Annotated in this window: 18 protein-coding genes; 15 read left to right on the top strand and 3 right to left on the bottom strand. The window is 67.2% G+C overall.

The window, feature by feature from the left end; genetic code table 11:
• From P3W85_RS21770 to P3W85_RS21815, 10 genes are all read left to right on the top strand, one after another.
• Positions 1–672 (top strand): UDP-N-acetylmuramate--alanine ligase (locus P3W85_RS21770; protein ID WP_276266309.1); only part of this gene is annotated, 672 nt, incomplete at its 5' end.
• 136 nt (positions 673–808) lie between these two features.
• Positions 809–1357: a TlpA family protein disulfide reductase gene (locus tag P3W85_RS21775; protein ID WP_035816452.1), complete on the top strand. Its 549-nt coding sequence runs from the start codon at positions 809–811 to the stop codon at positions 1355–1357.
• Between the two features lie 206 nt (positions 1358–1563).
• A complete protein-coding gene (gene aroQ, locus P3W85_RS21780) occupies positions 1564–2058 on the top strand; it encodes a type II 3-dehydroquinate dehydratase (RefSeq protein WP_276266310.1) in 495 nt (164 codons plus the stop codon).
• A 168-nt stretch (positions 2059–2226) separates the two neighbouring features.
• Positions 2227–2685: an acetyl-CoA carboxylase biotin carboxyl carrier protein gene (gene accB, locus P3W85_RS21785; RefSeq protein ID WP_276266311.1), complete on the top strand. Its 459-nt coding sequence runs from the start codon at positions 2227–2229 to the stop codon at positions 2683–2685.
• Positions 2686–2867: 182 nt separating this feature from the next.
• Positions 2868–4235, top strand: a complete 1368-nt coding sequence (accC, locus tag P3W85_RS21790; RefSeq protein ID WP_017226128.1) for an acetyl-CoA carboxylase biotin carboxylase subunit — start codon at positions 2868–2870, stop codon at positions 4233–4235.
• A gap of 41 nt (positions 4236–4276) precedes the next feature.
• A complete protein-coding gene (gene prmA, locus P3W85_RS21795) occupies positions 4277–5191 on the top strand; it encodes a 50S ribosomal protein L11 methyltransferase (protein WP_276266312.1) in 915 nt (304 codons plus the stop codon).
• A 9-nt stretch (positions 5192–5200) separates the two neighbouring features.
• Positions 5201–6742, top strand: a complete 1542-nt coding sequence (locus P3W85_RS21800) for a DUF3426 domain-containing protein (protein ID WP_276266313.1) — start codon at positions 5201–5203, stop codon at positions 6740–6742.
• A 69-nt stretch (positions 6743–6811) separates the two neighbouring features.
• The gene (tpx, locus tag P3W85_RS21805; protein ID WP_017227421.1) at positions 6812–7312 is read left to right on the top strand and encodes a thiol peroxidase; all 501 of its coding nucleotides are present in this window, start codon (positions 6812–6814) and stop codon (positions 7310–7312) included.
• Between the two features lie 131 nt (positions 7313–7443).
• Positions 7444–8391, top strand: coding sequence for a carbohydrate kinase family protein (locus tag P3W85_RS21810; protein ID WP_017227420.1), 948 nt, complete (start codon positions 7444–7446; stop codon positions 8389–8391).
• A gap of 34 nt (positions 8392–8425) precedes the next feature.
• The gene (locus P3W85_RS21815; RefSeq protein ID WP_017227419.1) at positions 8426–8893 is read left to right on the top strand and encodes a membrane protein; all 468 of its coding nucleotides are present in this window, start codon (positions 8426–8428) and stop codon (positions 8891–8893) included.
• A gap of 264 nt (positions 8894–9157) precedes the next feature.
• Here P3W85_RS21815 and P3W85_RS21820 read toward each other — a convergent pair whose 3' ends face one another.
• Both P3W85_RS21820 and P3W85_RS21825 read right to left on the bottom strand, forming a co-directional pair.
• Positions 9158–9475: a DUF167 domain-containing protein gene (locus tag P3W85_RS21820; protein WP_276266314.1), complete on the bottom strand. Its 318-nt coding sequence runs from the start codon at positions 9473–9475 to the stop codon at positions 9158–9160.
• Positions 9476–9647: 172 nt separating this feature from the next.
• A complete protein-coding gene (locus tag P3W85_RS21825) occupies positions 9648–10238 on the bottom strand; it encodes a histone H1-like DNA-binding protein (protein ID WP_017227417.1) in 591 nt (196 codons plus the stop codon).
• Between the two features lie 1861 nt (positions 10239–12099).
• Between P3W85_RS21825 and P3W85_RS21830 the strand changes: the two genes are divergently transcribed.
• Positions 12100–12540, top strand: a complete 441-nt coding sequence (locus tag P3W85_RS21830; protein WP_430869591.1) for a DUF2147 domain-containing protein — start codon at positions 12100–12102, stop codon at positions 12538–12540.
• Here the strand turns inward: P3W85_RS21830 and P3W85_RS21835 are convergent.
• A complete protein-coding gene (locus P3W85_RS21835; protein ID WP_276266316.1) occupies positions 12537–12770 on the bottom strand; it encodes a hypothetical protein in 234 nt (77 codons plus the stop codon). The two genes, P3W85_RS21830 and P3W85_RS21835, sit on opposite strands and share 4 nt — an antisense overlap.
• A 154-nt stretch (positions 12771–12924) precedes the next feature.
• On the opposite strand from P3W85_RS21835, the gene P3W85_RS21840 reads away from it, so the two are divergent.
• The 4 genes from P3W85_RS21840 to P3W85_RS21855 form a co-directional block, all read left to right on the top strand.
• A complete protein-coding gene (locus P3W85_RS21840) occupies positions 12925–14250 on the top strand; it encodes an MFS transporter (RefSeq protein ID WP_017227414.1) in 1326 nt (441 codons plus the stop codon).
• A gap of 23 nt (positions 14251–14273) precedes the next feature.
• Complete coding sequence (locus tag P3W85_RS21845; RefSeq protein WP_276266317.1) at positions 14274–15506, top strand: metal-dependent hydrolase family protein; 1233 nt, start codon at positions 14274–14276, stop codon at positions 15504–15506.
• An 81-nt stretch (positions 15507–15587) separates the two neighbouring features.
• A complete protein-coding gene (locus P3W85_RS21850) occupies positions 15588–16490 on the top strand; it encodes a LysR substrate-binding domain-containing protein (RefSeq protein WP_276266319.1) in 903 nt (300 codons plus the stop codon).
• A gap of 131 nt (positions 16491–16621) precedes the next feature.
• The coding region (locus tag P3W85_RS21855) for a Bug family tripartite tricarboxylate transporter substrate binding protein (protein ID WP_276266318.1) at positions 16622–17593 on the top strand (972 nt) is incomplete at its 3' end.

Genomic DNA, 17593 nt, shown 5'->3' on the forward strand with positions numbered 1-17593 from the left:
GAAATCGCCCAGGCCGCCGCCCGCATGATCGCGGAAGACGGCACCGACTACGCCACGGCCAAGCGCAAGGCCGCGCGCCAGTTGCTGGGCGACGTGCGCGTGACGGGTGACTGGCTTCCAGACAACGAGGCCGTGGAGGCCGAGGTCCGCGCCTACCAGGCGCTGTTCCATTCCGAGAGCCAGCCGCGCATCCTGGCATTGCTGCGCCAGCTTGCCGTGCTCGCCATGCGCGATCTGGCCGAGTTCCGCCCCTATCTGGCCGGCGCCGTGCTCAACGGCACCGCCACCGAGCATTCGGACGTCTACCTGCAGTGCTTCTGCGACAGCCCCAAGGATCTCACCCTGCACTTGCTGAACGCCGGGGTCGATTTCGACACGAGCGAGACCCGGCACTTTGCCGGCCGCGGCGAGGTCGAGACGCTCAGCTTCCTGTGGAAGGGCCAGTGGCCCGCCCGGCGCGAGGCACGGCTGCTGGCCGGCGAGATCCGCGCCGAACTTGGCCAGCCGGTGGGTATCCATATAGCACTGTATGATGCGGATGATGAACGCGGCGCGGTCAGGGCGGATGCCGGCGGCCGGGTTGCCCGCGCCGACCTGGGCGCGGTGCAGGCCCTGGCGGCGGCGGCCGACGCGATCGCTGCGGCTGCACCGGATACGCCCGAGGCAGCCTGAGCATTCCACGGCACTGCGCTTGCCCGGCCCGCATTTTGGCCGGAAAGCCGTGCAAGACGCCGCGAACCACCCGCAACTTCGTTTTTAGCCCTTCCAGGCCAGCCTGCCTGCCATCAGCCGCCATCCTCCTGCTGACATGACCGCTTCCACTGCCACTCCCGTCCGCCGCAGCCGCCTCTGGCTGTGGCTAGCCGTTGCCGTCGTCGCCACTGTCGCCGGCGCCCTGGCTAGTCACTATGTGTTCTCGCCCAAGCCCGCATCCGACGCAGCCGTGGAAACATTCCTTCGCACCCAGTTGCCGGATCCGGCAGGGTCCACCATCGATCTGGGCCAGTTCCGCGGCAAGACGGTGGTGGTGAACTTCTGGGCGCCTTGGTGCGGCCCCTGCGTGGAGGAAATGCCCGACCTGGCCGCCCTGCACAAGGAATACTCGGGGCGGAAGGTGGAATTTGTCGGCATCGGCATCGATTCAGCCACTAATATCCAGCAGTTCGTCAAAAAAGTGCCCGTGAACTATCCCCTGGCGGTGGCGGGTTTTGCTGGCACGGAACTGTCGAGAAATTTTGGCAATGCGGCCGGTGGACTGCCCTATACGGTGATCATTGCACCGGATGGCACCGTCAGCTATCGCAAGATGGGCAGGGTTTCCCCCGAGGAGTTGCGCACCGCGCTGCCTCGCGGCTAGATATAAAATTGTTGATCCGAGTCGATTTTCGCCTAACCTTAACCGATCTTCAGGCAACTCAGCTGGATTGCAGCCCAAGCCAACAAAAGTGCGGGGTCAGCCCCGAAACCCCGCTGGTTTCGGCGCGGCTTATGTCTGGGCCGCTAGACAAATCACTCTAAGCTACGGTAATCTCCGCGCAATTTCGTTGAAATGGTCGAGTCGCCGTGACCGATACGCCTCCCGAACGCCGCTCTGCCCGCTACCGCAAGGTGCTGGTCCTGCACGGTCCCAACCTGAATCTGCTGGGCACCCGCGAACCGGAAACCTATGGACACACGAAACTGGCCGATATCGACCTGGCCCTTGCGCAAAGCGCGAGGCAGGCCGGCATCGCCCTGGCTACGTTCCAGTCCAACCATGAGGGCGCACTGGTTGATCGTATTCATGCAGCGCGCGACGAGGGGGTCGACTTCATCATCATCAATCCGGCTGCCTACACGCATACCAGCGTGGCGTTGCGCGATGCCCTGGCCGGCGTGGCGATACCGTTCGTCGAGGTTCATTTGTCGAACGTGCATCGGCGCGAGGACTTCCGTCATCGCTCCTTTTTCTCCGATGTGGCGGTCGGGGTGATCTGCGGATTGGGCTGGCGAGGCTATTTGCTGGCACTGGACTATGCCCTCGGGCAGGAGCAGGAGCAGGCGCCGCAAACGGCCTGATCCCGCCCATTTGCTCTCATCAACAACCAACAACGCGCCCCGGCGCCTGCCCTCGCTACCCGCTGTCCCTGGCGGCAAACGAAGGGGGTACGCCGGACGCATGAGTTTTCCCCGGACGCAGCCGCCAGCGCGGCGGCCGCCGGACAACCCGATTCAGGAGGATAGAAGATGGACCTGCGCAAGCTGAAGACGCTGATCGACCTGGTGGCCGAGTCCGGCATCTCCGAGCTGGAAGTCACCGAGGGTGAAGGCAAGGTACGCATCGTCAAGGCACCGCCGCAGGTGGTCGCCGCGCCGATGGCCATGCAGCCGATGCAGGCACTGCCTCCGGCCGCCGCGCCGGTCGCGATGCCCGCCGCCGGTGCCGAGCCGGCCGCGCCGCAACTGCCGGCTGGCCATGTCGTGACCTCGCCGATGGTCGGCACCTTCTATCGCGCACCGTCGCCGGGCGCCGCCGCCTTCGTCAACGTGGGCGACACCGTCAAGGAAGGCCAGACCGTCTGCATCATCGAAGCGATGAAGCTGCTCAACGAGATCGAATCCGACAAGGCCGGCGTGATCAAGGAAATCCTGGTCGAGAACGGCCAGGCGGTCGAATACGGCCAGCCCCTCTTCATCATCGGCTGATACTGATCGGCATGCCGCGCCGCCCGCAGCCTGCGCCGGATTACCCGGCCAGCCGCGCCGGCGACGGCCAACCGGACGTTTCTCGTCCCGGTGCCAGCTCCCCCGCCCGCACTCCGGCAGCCTCGCCGGGGGCGCCACGATCCGCCGCGGTGGGACCGCCCTTCTCCTCGCAGAGAGTGACTATGTTTGAAAAAATTCTGATCGCGAACCGCGGTGAAATCGCCCTTCGCATCCAGCGCGCCTGCCGCGAACTCGGCATCAAGACAGTGGTGGTGTATTCGGAAGCCGACAAGGAAGCCAAATACGTCAAGCTGGCCGACGAAGCCGTCTGTATCGGCCCGGCACCGTCGCCGCTGTCCTACCTCAACATGCCGGCCATCATTTCGGCCGCCGAGGTGACCGACTCGCAAGCGATCCATCCAGGCTACGGCTTCCTGTCGGAAAACGCCGACTTCGCCGAACGCGTGGAAAAATCCGGCTTCGTCTTCATCGGCCCGACCTCCGAGAGCATTCGCCTGATGGGCGACAAGGTCTCGGCCAAGCAGGCCATGATCAAGTCCGGCGTGCCGTGCGTGCCGGGCTCCGAAGGTGCCCTGCCTGAAGACCCGAAGGAAATCCTGGCCATCGCGCGCACCGTGGGCTATCCGGTCATCATCAAGGCAGCAGGCGGCGGCGGTGGCCGCGGCATGCGCGTGGTGCACACCGAGGCCGCCCTGGTCAACGCGGTCAACATGACGCGCGAGGAAGCCGGCCGTGCCTTCGGCAACCCGGAGGTCTACATGGAGAAATTCCTGGAGAACCCCCGGCACGTCGAGATCCAGATCCTGGCCGACCAGCACCGCCAGGCAATCTGGCTGGGCGAGCGCGACTGCTCGATGCAGCGCCGCCACCAGAAGGTGATCGAGGAAGCGCCCGCACCGCACATCCCGCGCCGCCTGATCGAGCGTATCGGCGATCGCTGCGCCGAAGCGTGCAAGAAGATCGGCTACCGTGGCGCCGGCACGTTCGAGTTCCTGTACGAGAACAACGAGTTCTACTTCATCGAGATGAACACGCGCGTGCAGGTCGAGCATCCGGTCACCGAGATGATCACCGGCATCGACATCGTCCAGGAACAGATCCGCATCGCCTTCGGCGAGAAGCTGCGCTGGCGCCAGAAGGACGTGCAGCTGCGCGGCCACGCCATCGAATGCCGTATCAACGCCGAGGACCCGTTCAAGTTCACGCCGTCGCCCGGCCGCATCACCGCGTGGCACATGCCCGGCGGTCCCGGCGTGCGGGTCGACTCGCACGCGTATGATGGCTACTTCGTGCCGCCCAACTATGATTCGATGATCGGCAAGATCATCACCTACGGCGCGACCCGCGAGCAGGCCATCGCCCGCATGCGGATCGCGCTGTCGGAAATGGTGGTGGACGGCATCCAGACCAACGTACCGCTGCACCGCGAGCTGATGCTCGATGCCAACTTCGTCGAAGGCGGCACCAGCATCCACTATCTCGAGCACCGCCTGGCCCAGAAGACCGTGGCCAAGGGCGGCAAGCTCTGAAGCCGGCGCGGCCAGCAATCACGGACCGACAAGGATCACCTGTGGCATTTCAGGAATGTGTGATCGAAATCGCACAAGACCAGGCAGAAGCCTGGTCCGACGCACTGTTTGACCTCGGCGCGTTGTCGGTCTCGGTGGAAGACGCCGATGCCGATACGCCCGACGAGCAGCCGCTGTTCGGCGAGCCCGGCCTGGAGCCGACCCGCCTCGCATGGAACCGCTCGCGCGTGGTGGCGCTGTTCGACGACAGCGCCGATCCCGTGCTGGTGGTGGCCGCGGCCGCCAATGCGCTGGGTGTCGACCCGGTGCCGGCGTACCAGTTGCGCCCGGTCGAGGACCAGGACTGGGTGCGCCTGACGCAATCCCAGTTCGCGCCGATCCGCATCGGCGAGCGCATCTGGGTGGTGCCATCATGGCACGAGGCGCCGGAGCCCGACGCGGTGGTGCTGGAGCTGGACCCGGGCCTTGCCTTCGGTACCGGCAGCCATCCGACCACGCGGCTGTGCATGCAGTGGCTGGAACAGAACATCAAGGCGGGCGAATCGGTGCTCGACTACGGCTGCGGCTCGGGCATCCTCGCCATCGTCGCGCGCAAGCTCGGCGCCGGCGACACGCTCGGCATCGATATCGACCCCAACGCGGTGGAAGCCTCGCGCTATAACGCCGAGCGCAATCACGTGGAGGCCACGTTCGCGCTGCCGGAAACCGTGTCCGAATCCAGCTACGACCTCGTTGTCGCCAATATCCTCTCCAACCCGCTGAAGCTGATGGCGGCCATGCTGAGCGCGCGGGTCCGCCCGGGCGGGCGGCTGGTGCTGTCGGGCGTGCTGGAGCGGCAGGCCGATGAAGTGGCCGCCGCCTATGCGCCCTGGCTGCCCCTGTCGGTCTGGCGCAGCGAGGAAGGCTGGGTGTGCCTGCACGGCACCCGCGGTGAAGGCCCCGGCACCCAGCACTGAGCCCAGCCGATGGCCGCAGCCAAGCTCGTCACGCGTTGCCCGGCCTGCCGCACGGCGTTCCGGCTGGTAGCGGATCAGTTGCGGCTGCGCCAGGGCCTGGTCCGCTGCGGCCAGTGCGACACCGTCTTCGACGCACGCGAACACCTGATCGAATTGCCGGCGCCGGCCGGCGGCCCAGAGCCCGCCGCGCAGGCGGCAGCGAGCACGGCTGCCCCTGCCGCGCCGGACGAGAGACCGCAACGGGAAGGCGTCGGCGAGACCATCCAGGCCGATACGCCGGCAGTCCCTCGCGCCCCATCCCGCGCCGAGACACCCCTGCCTGAAGCGCACGGCAAGCATGCCGCCGACGCCCCTCCTGCCGCGCAGGAAACCACGCAGGACGAGGCGCAAGAGCCCGACGACGCCCGCCCGGCCATCCCCGCTTTCGACCCTGGCTACGACCCCGGCTACGATGTACCGGCGCTCGATGCGCCCACCGTGATGCTGTACCAGACGCAGGCGGAGGCGGATCAGGCTGCACAGGCCGCCGGGCATCCGGCGGAGCCGGAAGACTTTGCCGCCCATGATGGCGAGGATGAGCCATCCGCGGTGTTCGTGCCCGGCATCGTGGACGCGGAGGACGAGGGCACTGATGGCACCGTCGAAGCTGCGGCGGCTGGCGCAGCGGATACCCCTGCCGGCAGCCATGCCGCGCCCGCCGCTCCGGAGACAGTCTCCTGGCCGCGCCTGGACCTCAACACCCTTGCCGGCGATCCGCTGGCGGGCAGCGACACCACGCACACGGCCGGCATGGCGGACGCGGCGGAGCTGGCCGAGCCGGGCAATGCCGCGAACGCATCCGAGACTGCCACTACAGGCCGTGCCCCGGCTGGCGCCGAAGCGGCGGCCGTTCCCAGCGCGAGCGGCTACCTGCGCGCCGAGGCGCAGGACGATTTCCCCGACATTCCCGCCGCCATCGCGCACGAGCAGGCCTCACACCCGTGGACACGCACCGGCACCCCCACGGCGGCGCCGGTGTTTGCCCCCGACTTCCTGCGCCACGCGCGCGAGCGCGATCCCGGGCCCGCCAGGCGCCGGCGCGTGCTGCTGCGGCTGGCGATCGGATTGCTGGCGATTGCGGCGCTGGCGCAAGGCACCTACCTGGCACGCAGCCAGCTGGCCGGCCGCCTCCCCGTGCTGCGCCCCGCCTTCGAGGCGATCTGCGCGCCGCTCCGATGCGATGTCGCGCCGTGGCGCGACATCGACGCCCTGCGTATCGAAAGCTCCCAACTGCAGAAGCAGGATGAGGATTCCGATGCCTACCTGCTTGCCGTCACCCTGCGCAACCAGGGCCGGGCGACGGTGGCGCTGCCGGCCATCGAGCTGGTCATGACCGACCTGCAGGACCAGTTGCTGTTGCGCCGCGTGCTGCAACCTGCCGATTATCTGGAGGCGGATCAGCAGGCCTTTGCCATCCACGGCCTGCGGGCGGGCACGGAGCTCCCGCTTCGGGTACGATTCCGTTCGCAGCAGGCGGCGGCAAACTACCGCGTGCTGATCTTCTACCCCTGAATTTCACACGGGTTCGCCGCTCATCCCGGGCGCCCCCGATTCGCGAACCCGCATCTCACAGGAGCACATATGAGCAACGTCACCCTCGGCGGCAACGCCATCGAAGTCGGCGGCAAGTTTCCGCAAGCCGGCGACAAGGCCCCCGCATTCTCGCTGGTCGGCAAGGATCTGAAGGACGTCACGCTGGCCGATTTCGCCGGCAAGCGCAAGGTGCTCAATATCGTCCCGAGCCTGGACACCCCGGTTTGCCAGGCTTCGGCACGCAAGTTCAATGAAGCCGCCAGCGGCCTCGCCAACACCGTCGTGCTGACCATCTCGGCCGACCTGCCGTTCGCCATGGGCCGCTTCTGCACCGCCGAAGGCCTGGCCAATGTGGTGCCGCTGTCGCTGATGCGCGGCGCCGACTTCAAGGGCAACTACGGCGTGGACGTCAAGACCGGGCCGCTCGCCGGCGTGACCGCGCGCGCCGTGGTGGTGCTCGACGAGAACGACACCGTGAAATACAGCGAACTGGTTTCGGAGATCAAGAACGAGCCCGACTACGATGCCGCTCTGGCCGCATTGAAGTAAGCGCGCCACCAGCCAGGTGCGGCCACCCGGCCCCACGGGTGGCCGTTTTCATTCAGAGGGCGCCGGCCCTGAGCGCCGCGCCCGGGCCAATCGGCCCAGTCGCACAGCATTGCAAGATTCTTGGAGAGAGCATGTCCAGCCTGATCTGTGGCTCCGTCGCCTACGACACCATCATGACGTTCGAAGGGCGCTTCCGCGAACATATCCTGCCCGACCAGATCCACATGCTGAACGTGTCCTTCCTGGTCCCGGCCATGCGCCGCGAGTATGGCGGCTGCGCCGGCAACATCGCCTACACCCTCAAGCTGCTGGGCGGCGAGCCGGTGGTCATGGCGACCGTGGGCGCCGATGCCGAGCCCTACCTGCAATACCTGCGCGCGCTCGGCATCAGCACCGAGCATATCCGCACCCTGCCCGATACCTATACCGCGCAGGCCATGATCACCACCGACCTGGACAATAACCAGATCACCGCGTTCCACCCCGGTGCGATGAACCAGTCGCAGCTGTCGCATGTGCAGGACGCACTTGGCGGCGACAAGGCACCCGGCCTGGGCATCGTCGCCCCCGACAGCCGCGAAGGCATGCTGCACCACGCCCGCCAGTTCGCCGACGCCGGCGTGCCTTTCATCTTCGATCTTGGTCAGGCGATGCCGTTGTTCAACGGCGACGATCTGCGCCAGTTCGTTGAACTCGCCAGCTACGTGACGGTCAATGACTACGAAGCGCAGATCCTGTTGTCGCGTACCGGCTGGACCAGCGAGGAAGTTGCCGCGCAGGTGCGCGCCTTCATCGTGACCCATGGCGAACGTGGCGCCAGCGTCTTTGCCGGCGGCCAGCAGTACAATATCGCCGCCGTGAAGCCGGATCGGATCGTCGACCCCACCGGCTGCGGCGATGCGTTCCGTGGCGGCCTGCTGTACGGTATCGAGCAAGGCTTCGACTGGGAAACCACCGGCCGGCTTGCCAGCCTGATGGGCTCCATCAAGATCGCGCACCAGGGTCCGCAGAACCACAAGCCGTCGCGCGACGAAATCGGTCAACGCTTCCAGTCGGCTTTTGGCTACCGCTACGAATAATACGTTCTGAATACCTTTTGACGGGATTGATCCTATGCATACCCTGATCCGCACCAGCGCCCTCGCGCTTGCCGCGGCCGCCACCCTGGTGGCCGGCTGCGCCGCCCAGTCGAATTCCGCCAGCATCTATACGCCCGGCCAGGCGCAACGCGAGCAGACCTTGCGCTTCGGCGTGGTCGAGACCGTGCGCGAGGTGCTGATCCAGGGCGAGCAGACCGGTGCCGGCACCATCGCCGGTGGCGCCATCGGCGGCATCGCCGCCGGCAGCACCATCGGCAACGGCGGCGGTTCGGTGGCGGCGGGGGTACTCGGCGCGGTGCTGGGCGGCATCGCCGGCAGCATGGCCGAGAACAAGATCAGCCAGCGGCGCGGCCTGGAAATCACTGTCAGGCTCGACAACGGCGACATGCGCGCCATCGTGCAGGATGCCGACGAGGCCTTCCGCCCGGGCGAACGCGTGCGCCTGCTGTCGTCCGGCGGCACGACCCGGGTCACGCACTAGGCCAAGCGGGCCAACGCGGTTCGCGCCGCGGCAGCATCCCGCCAGAGCGCCGCCTCCTTCACGGGGGCGGCGTTTTTTTCTGGCGATCCCGGCAGCGCGCGGAGCTGTGCCTGAGCCCACCCTGACGGCTCCTGCAGCACCCTGGAACCGTCTCGGCCGCATCCACGCCGCAGAGGCAAGCCTCGCCCTGCGTGCCTGCCCGAGAGGCCATCTGAGGGCCATCTGAGGGCCCGCCGCCCCCCCTCCGAAGGCACGCCAGCCTGCTCAGCCTCCGGTTGCCAATAACACCGCCGCCACCGCATCGGGATCGCGTCCCGCTGCTGCCAGCACCAGGGTCTTGCGCCGGGAAGTCTGGCCGCTCTTCAGGCTGACCGAACGGCGCGGCAGGCCCAGCGCGGCAGCGAGCCACTGGCACAGGGCCTCGTTGGCCTTGCCGTCCACGGGCGGCGCCGCCAACCGGACCTTCAGCACGCCGTCATACTCGCCCGCCGCCGCAGTGACCTTGGCGCCCGGCTGCACGTGCACCATCACCACGATCTCATCCTGCTGCGTGCCCTTGCCCCTGCGGCACCATGCTGCCATCTGTCTCTCCCAGGCTTGCCGAATGTCCATGCGTCCATGAAAAAACCCGCCGGGCTTTCACCGTCGGCGGGTTGGCAAGACTGGCGTCTTGCGGACCGGATACGCCGTATCCGATCAGTGCGACACGCGATGCGTGCCTTGGCGATTCCCAGCGAAAGCCGTCAATGGCACCTTACGGACGGGTGCCCGTCGGGAAGGGCCATGCCGCAGCCGGGTTCAGCGCGGTCTTGGCAGCTGCAGCGGGTGCAACGGCAGGAGCAGCGGCAGGCTTGGCAGCAGGCGCAGCCTTCTTGGCGGCAGCCTTCTTGGCCGGAGCCTTCTTGGCAGCAGCGGCCTTCTTCGCCGGTGCGGCCTTCTTGGCAGCGGCGGCCTTCTTCGCCGGTGCAGCCTTCTTGGCCGGTGCGGCCTTCTTGGCGGCAACCTTCTTGGCCGGTGCTGCGGCCTTCTTCGCTACAACCTTCTTGGCTGCGGCTTTCTTGGCCGGTGCTGCGGCCTTCTTCGCTACGACCTTCTTGGCCGCGGCCTTCTTCGCCGGAGCCGCTGCCTTCTTGGCCGGTGCTGCAGCCTTCTTCGCTACAACCTTCTTGGCGGCGACCTTCTTCACTGCAGCCTTCTTGGCCGGCGCAGCTTTCTTGGCCGGTGCTGCCTTCTTGGCGGCGACCTTCTTCACTGCGGCCTTCTTGGCCGGAGCGGCGGCCTTCTTGGCGGCCGGCTTGGCAGCGGCCTTCTTAGCCGCCGGTTTCTTCTTTGCAGTCGTTGCCATGGATAACTCCTTCACTAGAGAGTGAATATCGAATGACCTAAGTTGGCGACCCGACCGACCCGAGGCGCGATACAACCGTGCGACCCCAGTCGAGCGAGCGATTCATCGGCGCACGGCACCGTTGTGGCCGCACGCTAATGAATTCGGTGGCAGGGGCACCGCGGCGCGCGGTGCGAATGTGGCCAAGCGGAGCCCGCAGCCGGGCTTCTGACGCTTGCCGCGCCCTGGAATATTCGATCTGCCCGCGCCATCCGCCGGATCGGCGCGCGGCATGAAAAGAAGAGATATCGACCGGCATTTCAGCGATGCGGGCAAAGCCACGCGCACCACGTACGGCATTCGTTTGGGGGTAGTTCGCCCATCCCGTTACTGGGCCAAAGGAGACTGCACGCGTTTTAGAAAACCAGTACGGCTTGGTCTGCGTCAAAGTTCTAGTGCTCCTGAGCTACCTGATTCATTGCATTGAAGCTGGGGTGCTCATCGTTCGGCATCACGTCCAACCTCATCGTTCCATCTTGCTGTCTTGCTTGCCACGCAGCCATGCAATGAAGTGAGACTCTTGTCAAGGCGAATCATAATTCGTTTGTTGGGCGATGTTAAGAAAAAAGTGCAAAAAAACTTGCGCGCAAGCATGACAGCGTCTTCATCGCCGTGATCGCACTCCACTCCCCTCGTCCTTGCATGCGCGCGATGCGCTCTCATCGTGTCCCTCGCTCGCTCGGATCGCTGCGCGCGGGCACGCCAGCAGTAAAAAAATACGCAGCGCGCGAGCACGAAGCGACGGGTCGGCATGCGCGATTCTCTTCGCGCAAGCCGCGCTGCCCGCATGTGTCCGGCACGCTTCGCCAGCGTCCTCCACATCGCTTCCGGAAAACCGGAAACCCGCATGCGCAAAGGCTTTGCGGGCAGGCAGAAATTTCCGTCTAGCGAGCGCGAGCACGCGTTGCGCCTTCGTCCTCGCACGCTGCGCCCGGCTGCAAGCGGCGGCCGCCGATGCAGCGGCAGCGATGCCGTGAAGGTCTGCGTCGACGTCGCTACGCAAAGCGCGGCGAGACGAGCAGCGAAGCACGAGACATGCGCTCACGCACTACGCGAACAGTGATGCGCCGGCGCAACGCTTTGCGCATCGTCACCGCGGCATGCGTGCTCTGGCGACGCGCTTGCACTGCCTCGCGGTGCTTTGCGCAGCGACGACGACGCGAGGCGTCCGATGGCAAGCCTTCACTGCGGCCCGACGCTGGTGGCGCGCCGTCGGCCCGAGTGCCACGCGACCGAATGCACGCAGCGGGCGATGCGCTTCGGCAAGTGCTATCCGCCGGTCCGGCTCGCGCATCGCGAAGGCAACGATGCTCCGCCGCGCGACGACCGGCCGACCGACCAAGCGCTCGCTCGCAGCACGATGGCGACGCCGGGCGCCAGTCCGATACGGGCTCGACACTGGTCTCCCCATACGCCACGAAGCGCGGCAGTCGCGGTGCCCCCTTCGCCCGACCTCAGACGGGCAACGCCGCACGCACCGGCACGCTGGCGGCGCCACTTGAAACGAACGCCTAGAGGATTGCTTCGGGCCACCGCCGGTGGACAAATTGCTGCATGACAAAATACGCCTTTGGCCAGCAGCCACGCCGGTTTCCGGTGCGCAACGGACGCAGCTTTGGTGCGTACGCAAACATCACCTGCCGATTGCGGCGCGAGCCCATCGCCAGTAGATTGGCGTACCCGCGCTACCGGCCGGCCGAACCTGCAGAGCGATCGGCCATCACGCGGCGCCACCATGGCACTGCGCTCAAGCGCGCACCAACTTGAAGAGGAGATTCCGATGCACTTTACTGCCCCCCGCTCCATCGCACGCACCGCCAGCATGGCGGTACGCATCACGGTGCTCGCCGGCGCGCTGCTGGGTAGCACCGCGGCGCTGGCCCAGGCCACGCCGAGCGGCGCATGGAAGACCATCGACGACACCACCGGCAAGCCCCGCGGCCTGGTGGAGATCAGCGAGCGCAATGGCGTCTACAGCGGCAAGCTCGTCAAGAGCTTCGTCGAAAGCGACGGCAAGCCCAAGGTGTGCGAGAAGTGCACCGACTCGCGCCGCGACCAGCCGATCATGGGCATGACCATCATCACCGGGCTGCGCAAGACCGGCGACAACGAATGGAGCGGCGGCGAGATCCTCGACCCGGAAAGCGGCAAGGTCTACAAGACCAAGATGTCGCTGGCGGAGGACGGCAACAGGCTCAACGTGCGCGGCTACATCGGCATCAGCCTGCTGGGACGCACCCAGACCTGGGAGCGCGAACGCTAGGCCGCCAGCGCGAACGGTGCCGGTGCCGGCACCGGCACCATCACTTGGGCACATCGGCCCATGACCACCTGGCTGCCCCTGCGCCTCTTCCCCCACTGCCTGTCCTGGCGCAGCGCACCCTTGCCGCTACCGGCAGCCCCTCGCCGCAGCATCACCCCCGCCACCGCCGCCTTCCTGTCCGGCCAGGCACCTGACCCGCCGGCTGCCATGCGCTGCTCGCATGACGGCATGCGCAGAATTCGTTTTCGGCCCGGCGGCGCTCCTTCTAACATCGGCCTTACCTGCCGTGCGCCGCGCTCTCTCCCGGCCGCGCCGGGCGGCGCTGCCACGCCGACCCGGCATCAATGTGGCCAGCGCACCGGACCCGCCAACCAGGAGGAAGCCATGCCAGCAAGCGCCCGCCCAGAAGCGCCACCGATCGTCAGCGGCTCGCAACGCCGCCGCGCCATCGTCGCCACCGTGATCGGCAACGGTCTCGAGTGGTTCGATTTCACCGTCTACAGCTTCTTCGCGGTCATCATCGCGAAGCGCTTCTTTCCCACCGGCGACGACCTGTCCTCGCTCCTGCTGGCGGTTGCCACCTTCGGCGTGGGATTCTTCATGCGGCCGGTCGGCGGCATCATCCTCGGGGTATACGCCGACCGCGTGGGTCGCAGGGCGGCACTGTCGCTGACCATCCTGCTGATGGCGCTGGGCACCACCATGATCGGCCTTGCGCCCACCTACGAACAGATCGGCCTATTCGCACCGCTGCTGATCGTGGTGGCGCGCCTGCTGCAGGGATTCTCCGCCGGCGGCGAGATGGGCGGGGCCACCGCCTTCCTGACCGAATACGCGCCCGTCGAGCGGCGCGCCTACTACTCGAGCTGGATCCAGGCCAGCATCGGCGTGGCAGTGCTGCTGGGCGCCGCGGTCGGTACCTTCGTGACCTCGGCACTGAGTACGGAGGCCCTCGATAGCTGGGGATGGCGCCTGCCCTTCCTGCTGGGCATCGTGATCGGGCCGGTGGGCTACTACATCCGCCATCACCTCGACGAGACGCCGGCTTTCCGCGAAGCGGCCGAGAAGTCCGACTCGCCGCTGGCCGAAGTGCTGCGCGACTATCCGCGCCAGACCGCGGCCAGCTTCTCGATGGTGATCCTGTGGACGGTCTGCACCTATGTGCTGCTGTTCTATATGCCGACCTACTCGGTCAAAGTGCTCCATGTGCCGCAGTCGACCGGCTTTATCGCCGGCATGGTGGGCGGCCTGGCCATCATGGTGTGTTCACCGCTGGTCGGGCAGCTGGCCGACCGCATCGGCCGCCGCGTGCTGCTCTCGGGCTCGGCACTGCTGATCCTGCTGCTGGCCTACCCCATGTTCGTCTATATCAACCGGATGCCGGGCCTGGCCTCGCTGGTGAGCTTCCAGCTGGTGTTCGGCGTGCTGATCGCCACCTACACCGGCCCCATCCTGGCAGCGTTCTCCGAACTGTTCCCGGCCAAGGTGCTGTCGACCGGCTTGTCGGTCGCCTACAACCTGGCGGTCACCATCTTCGGCGGCTTCGCCTCCTTCATCATCACCTGGCTGATCGCCAGCACGGGCAGCACCATGGCGCCCGCAATCTATGTGATGTTCGCCGCCGCCATCAGCCTGGCCGGCACGCGCCTGGTGCGCGAGCCGGCCTACCTGCAATCCACGCGAGCCATCCGAGCCACCCAACCCGTCTAGTCCCGGCCTTTGCCGTCTCCCGCATGAAACAGATCCTCCTCAAGGGCGGCAACGTCCTAGATCCCGCCCACGGCAGTGTCCTGCAACGCCACGATGTCCTGATCGAGGGCGACCGCATCGTCGAGGTGTCCGCCACACCGGTCCACGCACCCGCCGCGCAACGGTTCGACATGACCGGCAAGACCGTGATGCCCGGACTGATCGACTGCCATGTGCACGTGCTGGCGTCGCTTGCCAATCTCGGCCTGAATGCGGTGCAGCCCAATATCCTGGTGGCGTTCCGCGCCATGCCGATCATGAAGGCCATGCTCGAGCGCGGCTTCACCACCGTGCGCGATGCGGGCGGCGCCGACTGGGGCCTGTCGCAGGCGATCGAATCCGGCCTGGTGCCGGGGCCGCGCATTTTCCCGTCCGGCAAGGCGCTGTCGCAGACCGGCGGGCACGGCGACTTCCGTCCGCGCGCCGACGTATTGGAGCCATGCTCGTGCGCCTTCCGCGCCGGCGCCATCGCCCGTGTGGCCGATGGCGTCGAGGCGGTGCGCCTGGCAGTGCGCGAAGAGATCCAGAAGGGAGCCAGCCAGATCAAGATCATGGCGTCCGGCGGCGTGGCCTCGCCCACCGACCCGATCGGCAATACGCAGTACAGCGAGGACGAGATCCGCGCCATCGTCGCCGAGGCCGAGGCGGCCCAGACTTATGTCATGGCGCACGCCTACACGGGCCGCGCCATCGCGCGCGCGGTGCGTTGCGGCGTGCGCACCATCGAGCACGGCAACCTGGTCGACCGCGCAGCCGCCCGCGTGATGCGCGAGCATGGCGCCTTCGTGGTGCCCACCCTTGTCACCTACGAGTCGCTCGCCCGCGACGGCGCGCGCCTGGGCCTGCCGGCCGAGTCGGTAGCCAAGATCGGGACGGTGCGCCAGGCCGGGCGCGACTCGCTTGCCATCTATGCCGAGGCCGGCGTGCCGATGGGCTTCGGTTCCGACCTGCTGGGCGAGATGCACCAGGATCAGTCGGACGAGTTCCGCATTCGCGCCGAACTGCTGGGCAACCTGGAAGCGATCCGCAGCGCGACTTCGATCGCTGCTGCCATCCTGCAGCGCGAGGGCGAACTCGGGACAGTTCGCGCCGGCGCGCTGGCCGACCTGATCGCCGTGGATGGCAATCCGCTGGCGGACATCGGCCTGCTCGGCGGCCAGGGCAGGCACCTGGCGATGGTGATGCAGGCAGGACGCCTGCATCGTCAGCCGGCCTGAGTCATCAGGTAGCCGGACGAAGCCGGCAGGATAGGCCAACGCCCGCGGACTATCATGGTGGCTAAACCGTCCCCCGCCGCCATGCGCATCTCGCCCCTTCCTCCCCTGCCCTGCCTGGTCGCATTCGAGTCCGCCATGCGGCATGGCAGCTTCACCCGCGCCGCCAGCGAGCTCCACCTGACGCAGAGCGCCATCAGCCGGCAGGTTGCGCAGCTCGAGCACTTCCTCGGCAAGAAGCTCTTCATCCGCGAGCCGCGCGCACTGCGCCTGACCGTGAGCGGCCAGGCCTATGCCGAGGAAGTGCAGCGCCTGCTCGCGGCATGCGCCGAGGCGACCGAGGACGTGATGAAGCGCAAGGGTCATGGCGAGCTGACGGTGGCGTGCTCTTCCGGCGTGGCGGTGCTCTGGCTCACGCCCAGGCTGCCGGCATTCCGCGCCGCGCATCCCGACGTTCACCTGCGCCTGCTCGTCAACGATAGCCTGGCTTCGTTGGCGCCGGCCGAGTTCGACGTGGGCATGTACTACCTGCGCGAGGGCCCGCCCCCGGGACTGGCCTCGCGCCGCCTGTATGACGAAGAGGTCTTCCCGGTCTGCGCGCCGCACTACCTGGGCGGGCGGCAGCTCGCGCCGGCCGAGCTCGCTGGCGAGACCTTGCTGACGCTGGAGGACGGGCAGCGCCAGTGGATGTCGTGGCAGACCTGGCTGGCCCGGAACGGCGTGGCCGACGCGCGCGCGCCCCGCAAGCTGGTGGCCAACCAGTACCCCATCCTGCTGCAACTCGCGATGGAAGGCCAGGGCATCGCCCTGGGGTGGCGCCATATGATCGACCGCTGCCTGCGCGAGCGGCTCCTGGTGCGCGCCAGCGAAGCGAGCGCGACGCTGGGCGGCGGCTACTACGCAGTGTGGCCCCAGGCCCGCGCGGAGGGCGCGGCGGCGCGGCTGTTCCGCAACTGGCTCGCACAGCAGAGCACGGCAGAGCAGTGAGCGCCGGCGAAGGCCGCACCGTCGCGGGTTCAGCGAATTGACAGCTTGGCTGGTTATCATCGGTCGCTCGCCGTAGCGGCGGTCCGATCTGATCTGCCGCCCGGCGCCCAAAACAGCCAATGGAGACAACCATGCGTATTCCCGCCACCAGCCGCGCGCTGGCCCTCGCCGTTCCCGCCCTGTTCGCCGCCTTCGCCATGCCCGCGTACGCCGCGGATGCCTGGCCGGCACACATGATCAAGTTCGTCGTGCCGTTCACCGCCGGCGGCGCCAACGACCTGGTGGCGCGCGCCGCCGCCGATGCGGTCGGCAAGCGGCTCGGCCAGACCGTGGTGATCGAGAACCGTCCCGGGGCGGGCGGCGTGATCGGCGCGGACTACGTGGCCAAGAGCAAGCCGGATGGCTACACCTTCCTGATCGGGGCGGTGGGCACGGTCACCAACGGCCTGATCCGCAGCAAGATGCCCTATGCGCCCGACGACCTGGTGCCGGTTTCGCTGATCGCGGTGAGCCCGTCGGTGATCGTGGTATCGCCTTCTTTGCCCGTGAACAACCTGAAGGAACTGGTCGAGTACTCCAGAAAGCAAGGCACGGCTGGCGCCAACTTCGCTACCGCCGGCAGCGGCAGCACGCCGCACTTCGTCGAAGAGATGCTCAAGGAAAAAGGCGCGGTGATGACCGTGGTGCCATACAAGAGCGGCTCGGAAAGCATCACCGCGGTGATCGGCAACCAGGTCACGGCCACCTCGGAGGCAAGCGTGGTGGTGCTGCCCAATATCAAGGCCGGCAAGCTCAAGGCGCTGGGCGCCACCTGGGACAAGCGCATGAGCGCGGCGCCCAACATCCCGACCACCGCCGAGCAGGGCATGCCCGAAGTGCGCATCGGCCACTGGGCCGGCGTCTTCGCGCCCAAGGGCACGGACCCGGCCATCCTCAAGAAGATGAACGCCGAGATGAGCGCCGCGATGCAGACGCAGGAAACACGCGAGCGCCTGATCCCCAACGGCATCGAGCCTGCGGGCGGGTCGCAGGAGAGTTTTATCGCCTTCATCAAGTCGGAGCGCGAGCGCCTCGGCCGCCTCGCCAAGAACGCCAATATGACG

It is taken from the genome of Cupriavidus basilensis, from assembly GCF_029335485.1.
Classification (GTDB): domain Bacteria; phylum Pseudomonadota; class Gammaproteobacteria; order Burkholderiales; family Burkholderiaceae; genus Cupriavidus; species Cupriavidus basilensis_E.

Excerpts from the sequence above, each read along its gene's own strand:
- P3W85_RS21830 (WP_430869591.1), top strand. The coding sequence starts at position 12,100 with ATGGCGGTACGCATCACGGTGCTCGCCGGCGCGCTGCTGGGTAGCACC.
- P3W85_RS21845 (WP_276266317.1), top strand. The coding sequence starts at position 14,274 with ATGAAACAGATCCTCCTCAAGGGCGGCAACGTCCTAGATCCCGCCCAC.
- P3W85_RS21800 (WP_276266313.1), top strand. The coding sequence starts at position 5,201 with ATGGCCGCAGCCAAGCTCGTCACGCGTTGCCCGGCCTGCCGCACGGCG.
- P3W85_RS21815 (WP_017227419.1), top strand. The coding sequence starts at position 8,426 with ATGCATACCCTGATCCGCACCAGCGCCCTCGCGCTTGCCGCGGCCGCC.
- P3W85_RS21840 (WP_017227414.1), top strand. The coding sequence starts at position 12,925 with ATGCCAGCAAGCGCCCGCCCAGAAGCGCCACCGATCGTCAGCGGCTCG.
- accC (WP_017226128.1), top strand. The coding sequence starts at position 2,868 with ATGTTTGAAAAAATTCTGATCGCGAACCGCGGTGAAATCGCCCTTCGC.
- P3W85_RS21810 (WP_017227420.1), top strand. The coding sequence starts at position 7,444 with ATGTCCAGCCTGATCTGTGGCTCCGTCGCCTACGACACCATCATGACG.
- P3W85_RS21850 (WP_276266319.1), top strand. The coding sequence starts at position 15,588 with ATGCGCATCTCGCCCCTTCCTCCCCTGCCCTGCCTGGTCGCATTCGAG.
- accB (WP_276266311.1), top strand. The coding sequence starts at position 2,227 with ATGGACCTGCGCAAGCTGAAGACGCTGATCGACCTGGTGGCCGAGTCC.
- P3W85_RS21775 (WP_035816452.1), top strand. The coding sequence starts at position 809 with ATGACCGCTTCCACTGCCACTCCCGTCCGCCGCAGCCGCCTCTGGCTG.
- P3W85_RS21835 (WP_276266316.1), bottom strand. The coding sequence starts at position 12,770 with ATGCCGTCATGCGAGCAGCGCATGGCAGCCGGCGGGTCAGGTGCCTGG.
- tpx (WP_017227421.1), top strand. The coding sequence starts at position 6,812 with ATGAGCAACGTCACCCTCGGCGGCAACGCCATCGAAGTCGGCGGCAAG.
- P3W85_RS21820 (WP_276266314.1), bottom strand. The coding sequence starts at position 9,475 with ATGGCAGCATGGTGCCGCAGGGGCAAGGGCACGCAGCAGGATGAGATC.
- P3W85_RS21825 (WP_017227417.1), bottom strand. The coding sequence starts at position 10,238 with ATGGCAACGACTGCAAAGAAGAAACCGGCGGCTAAGAAGGCCGCTGCC.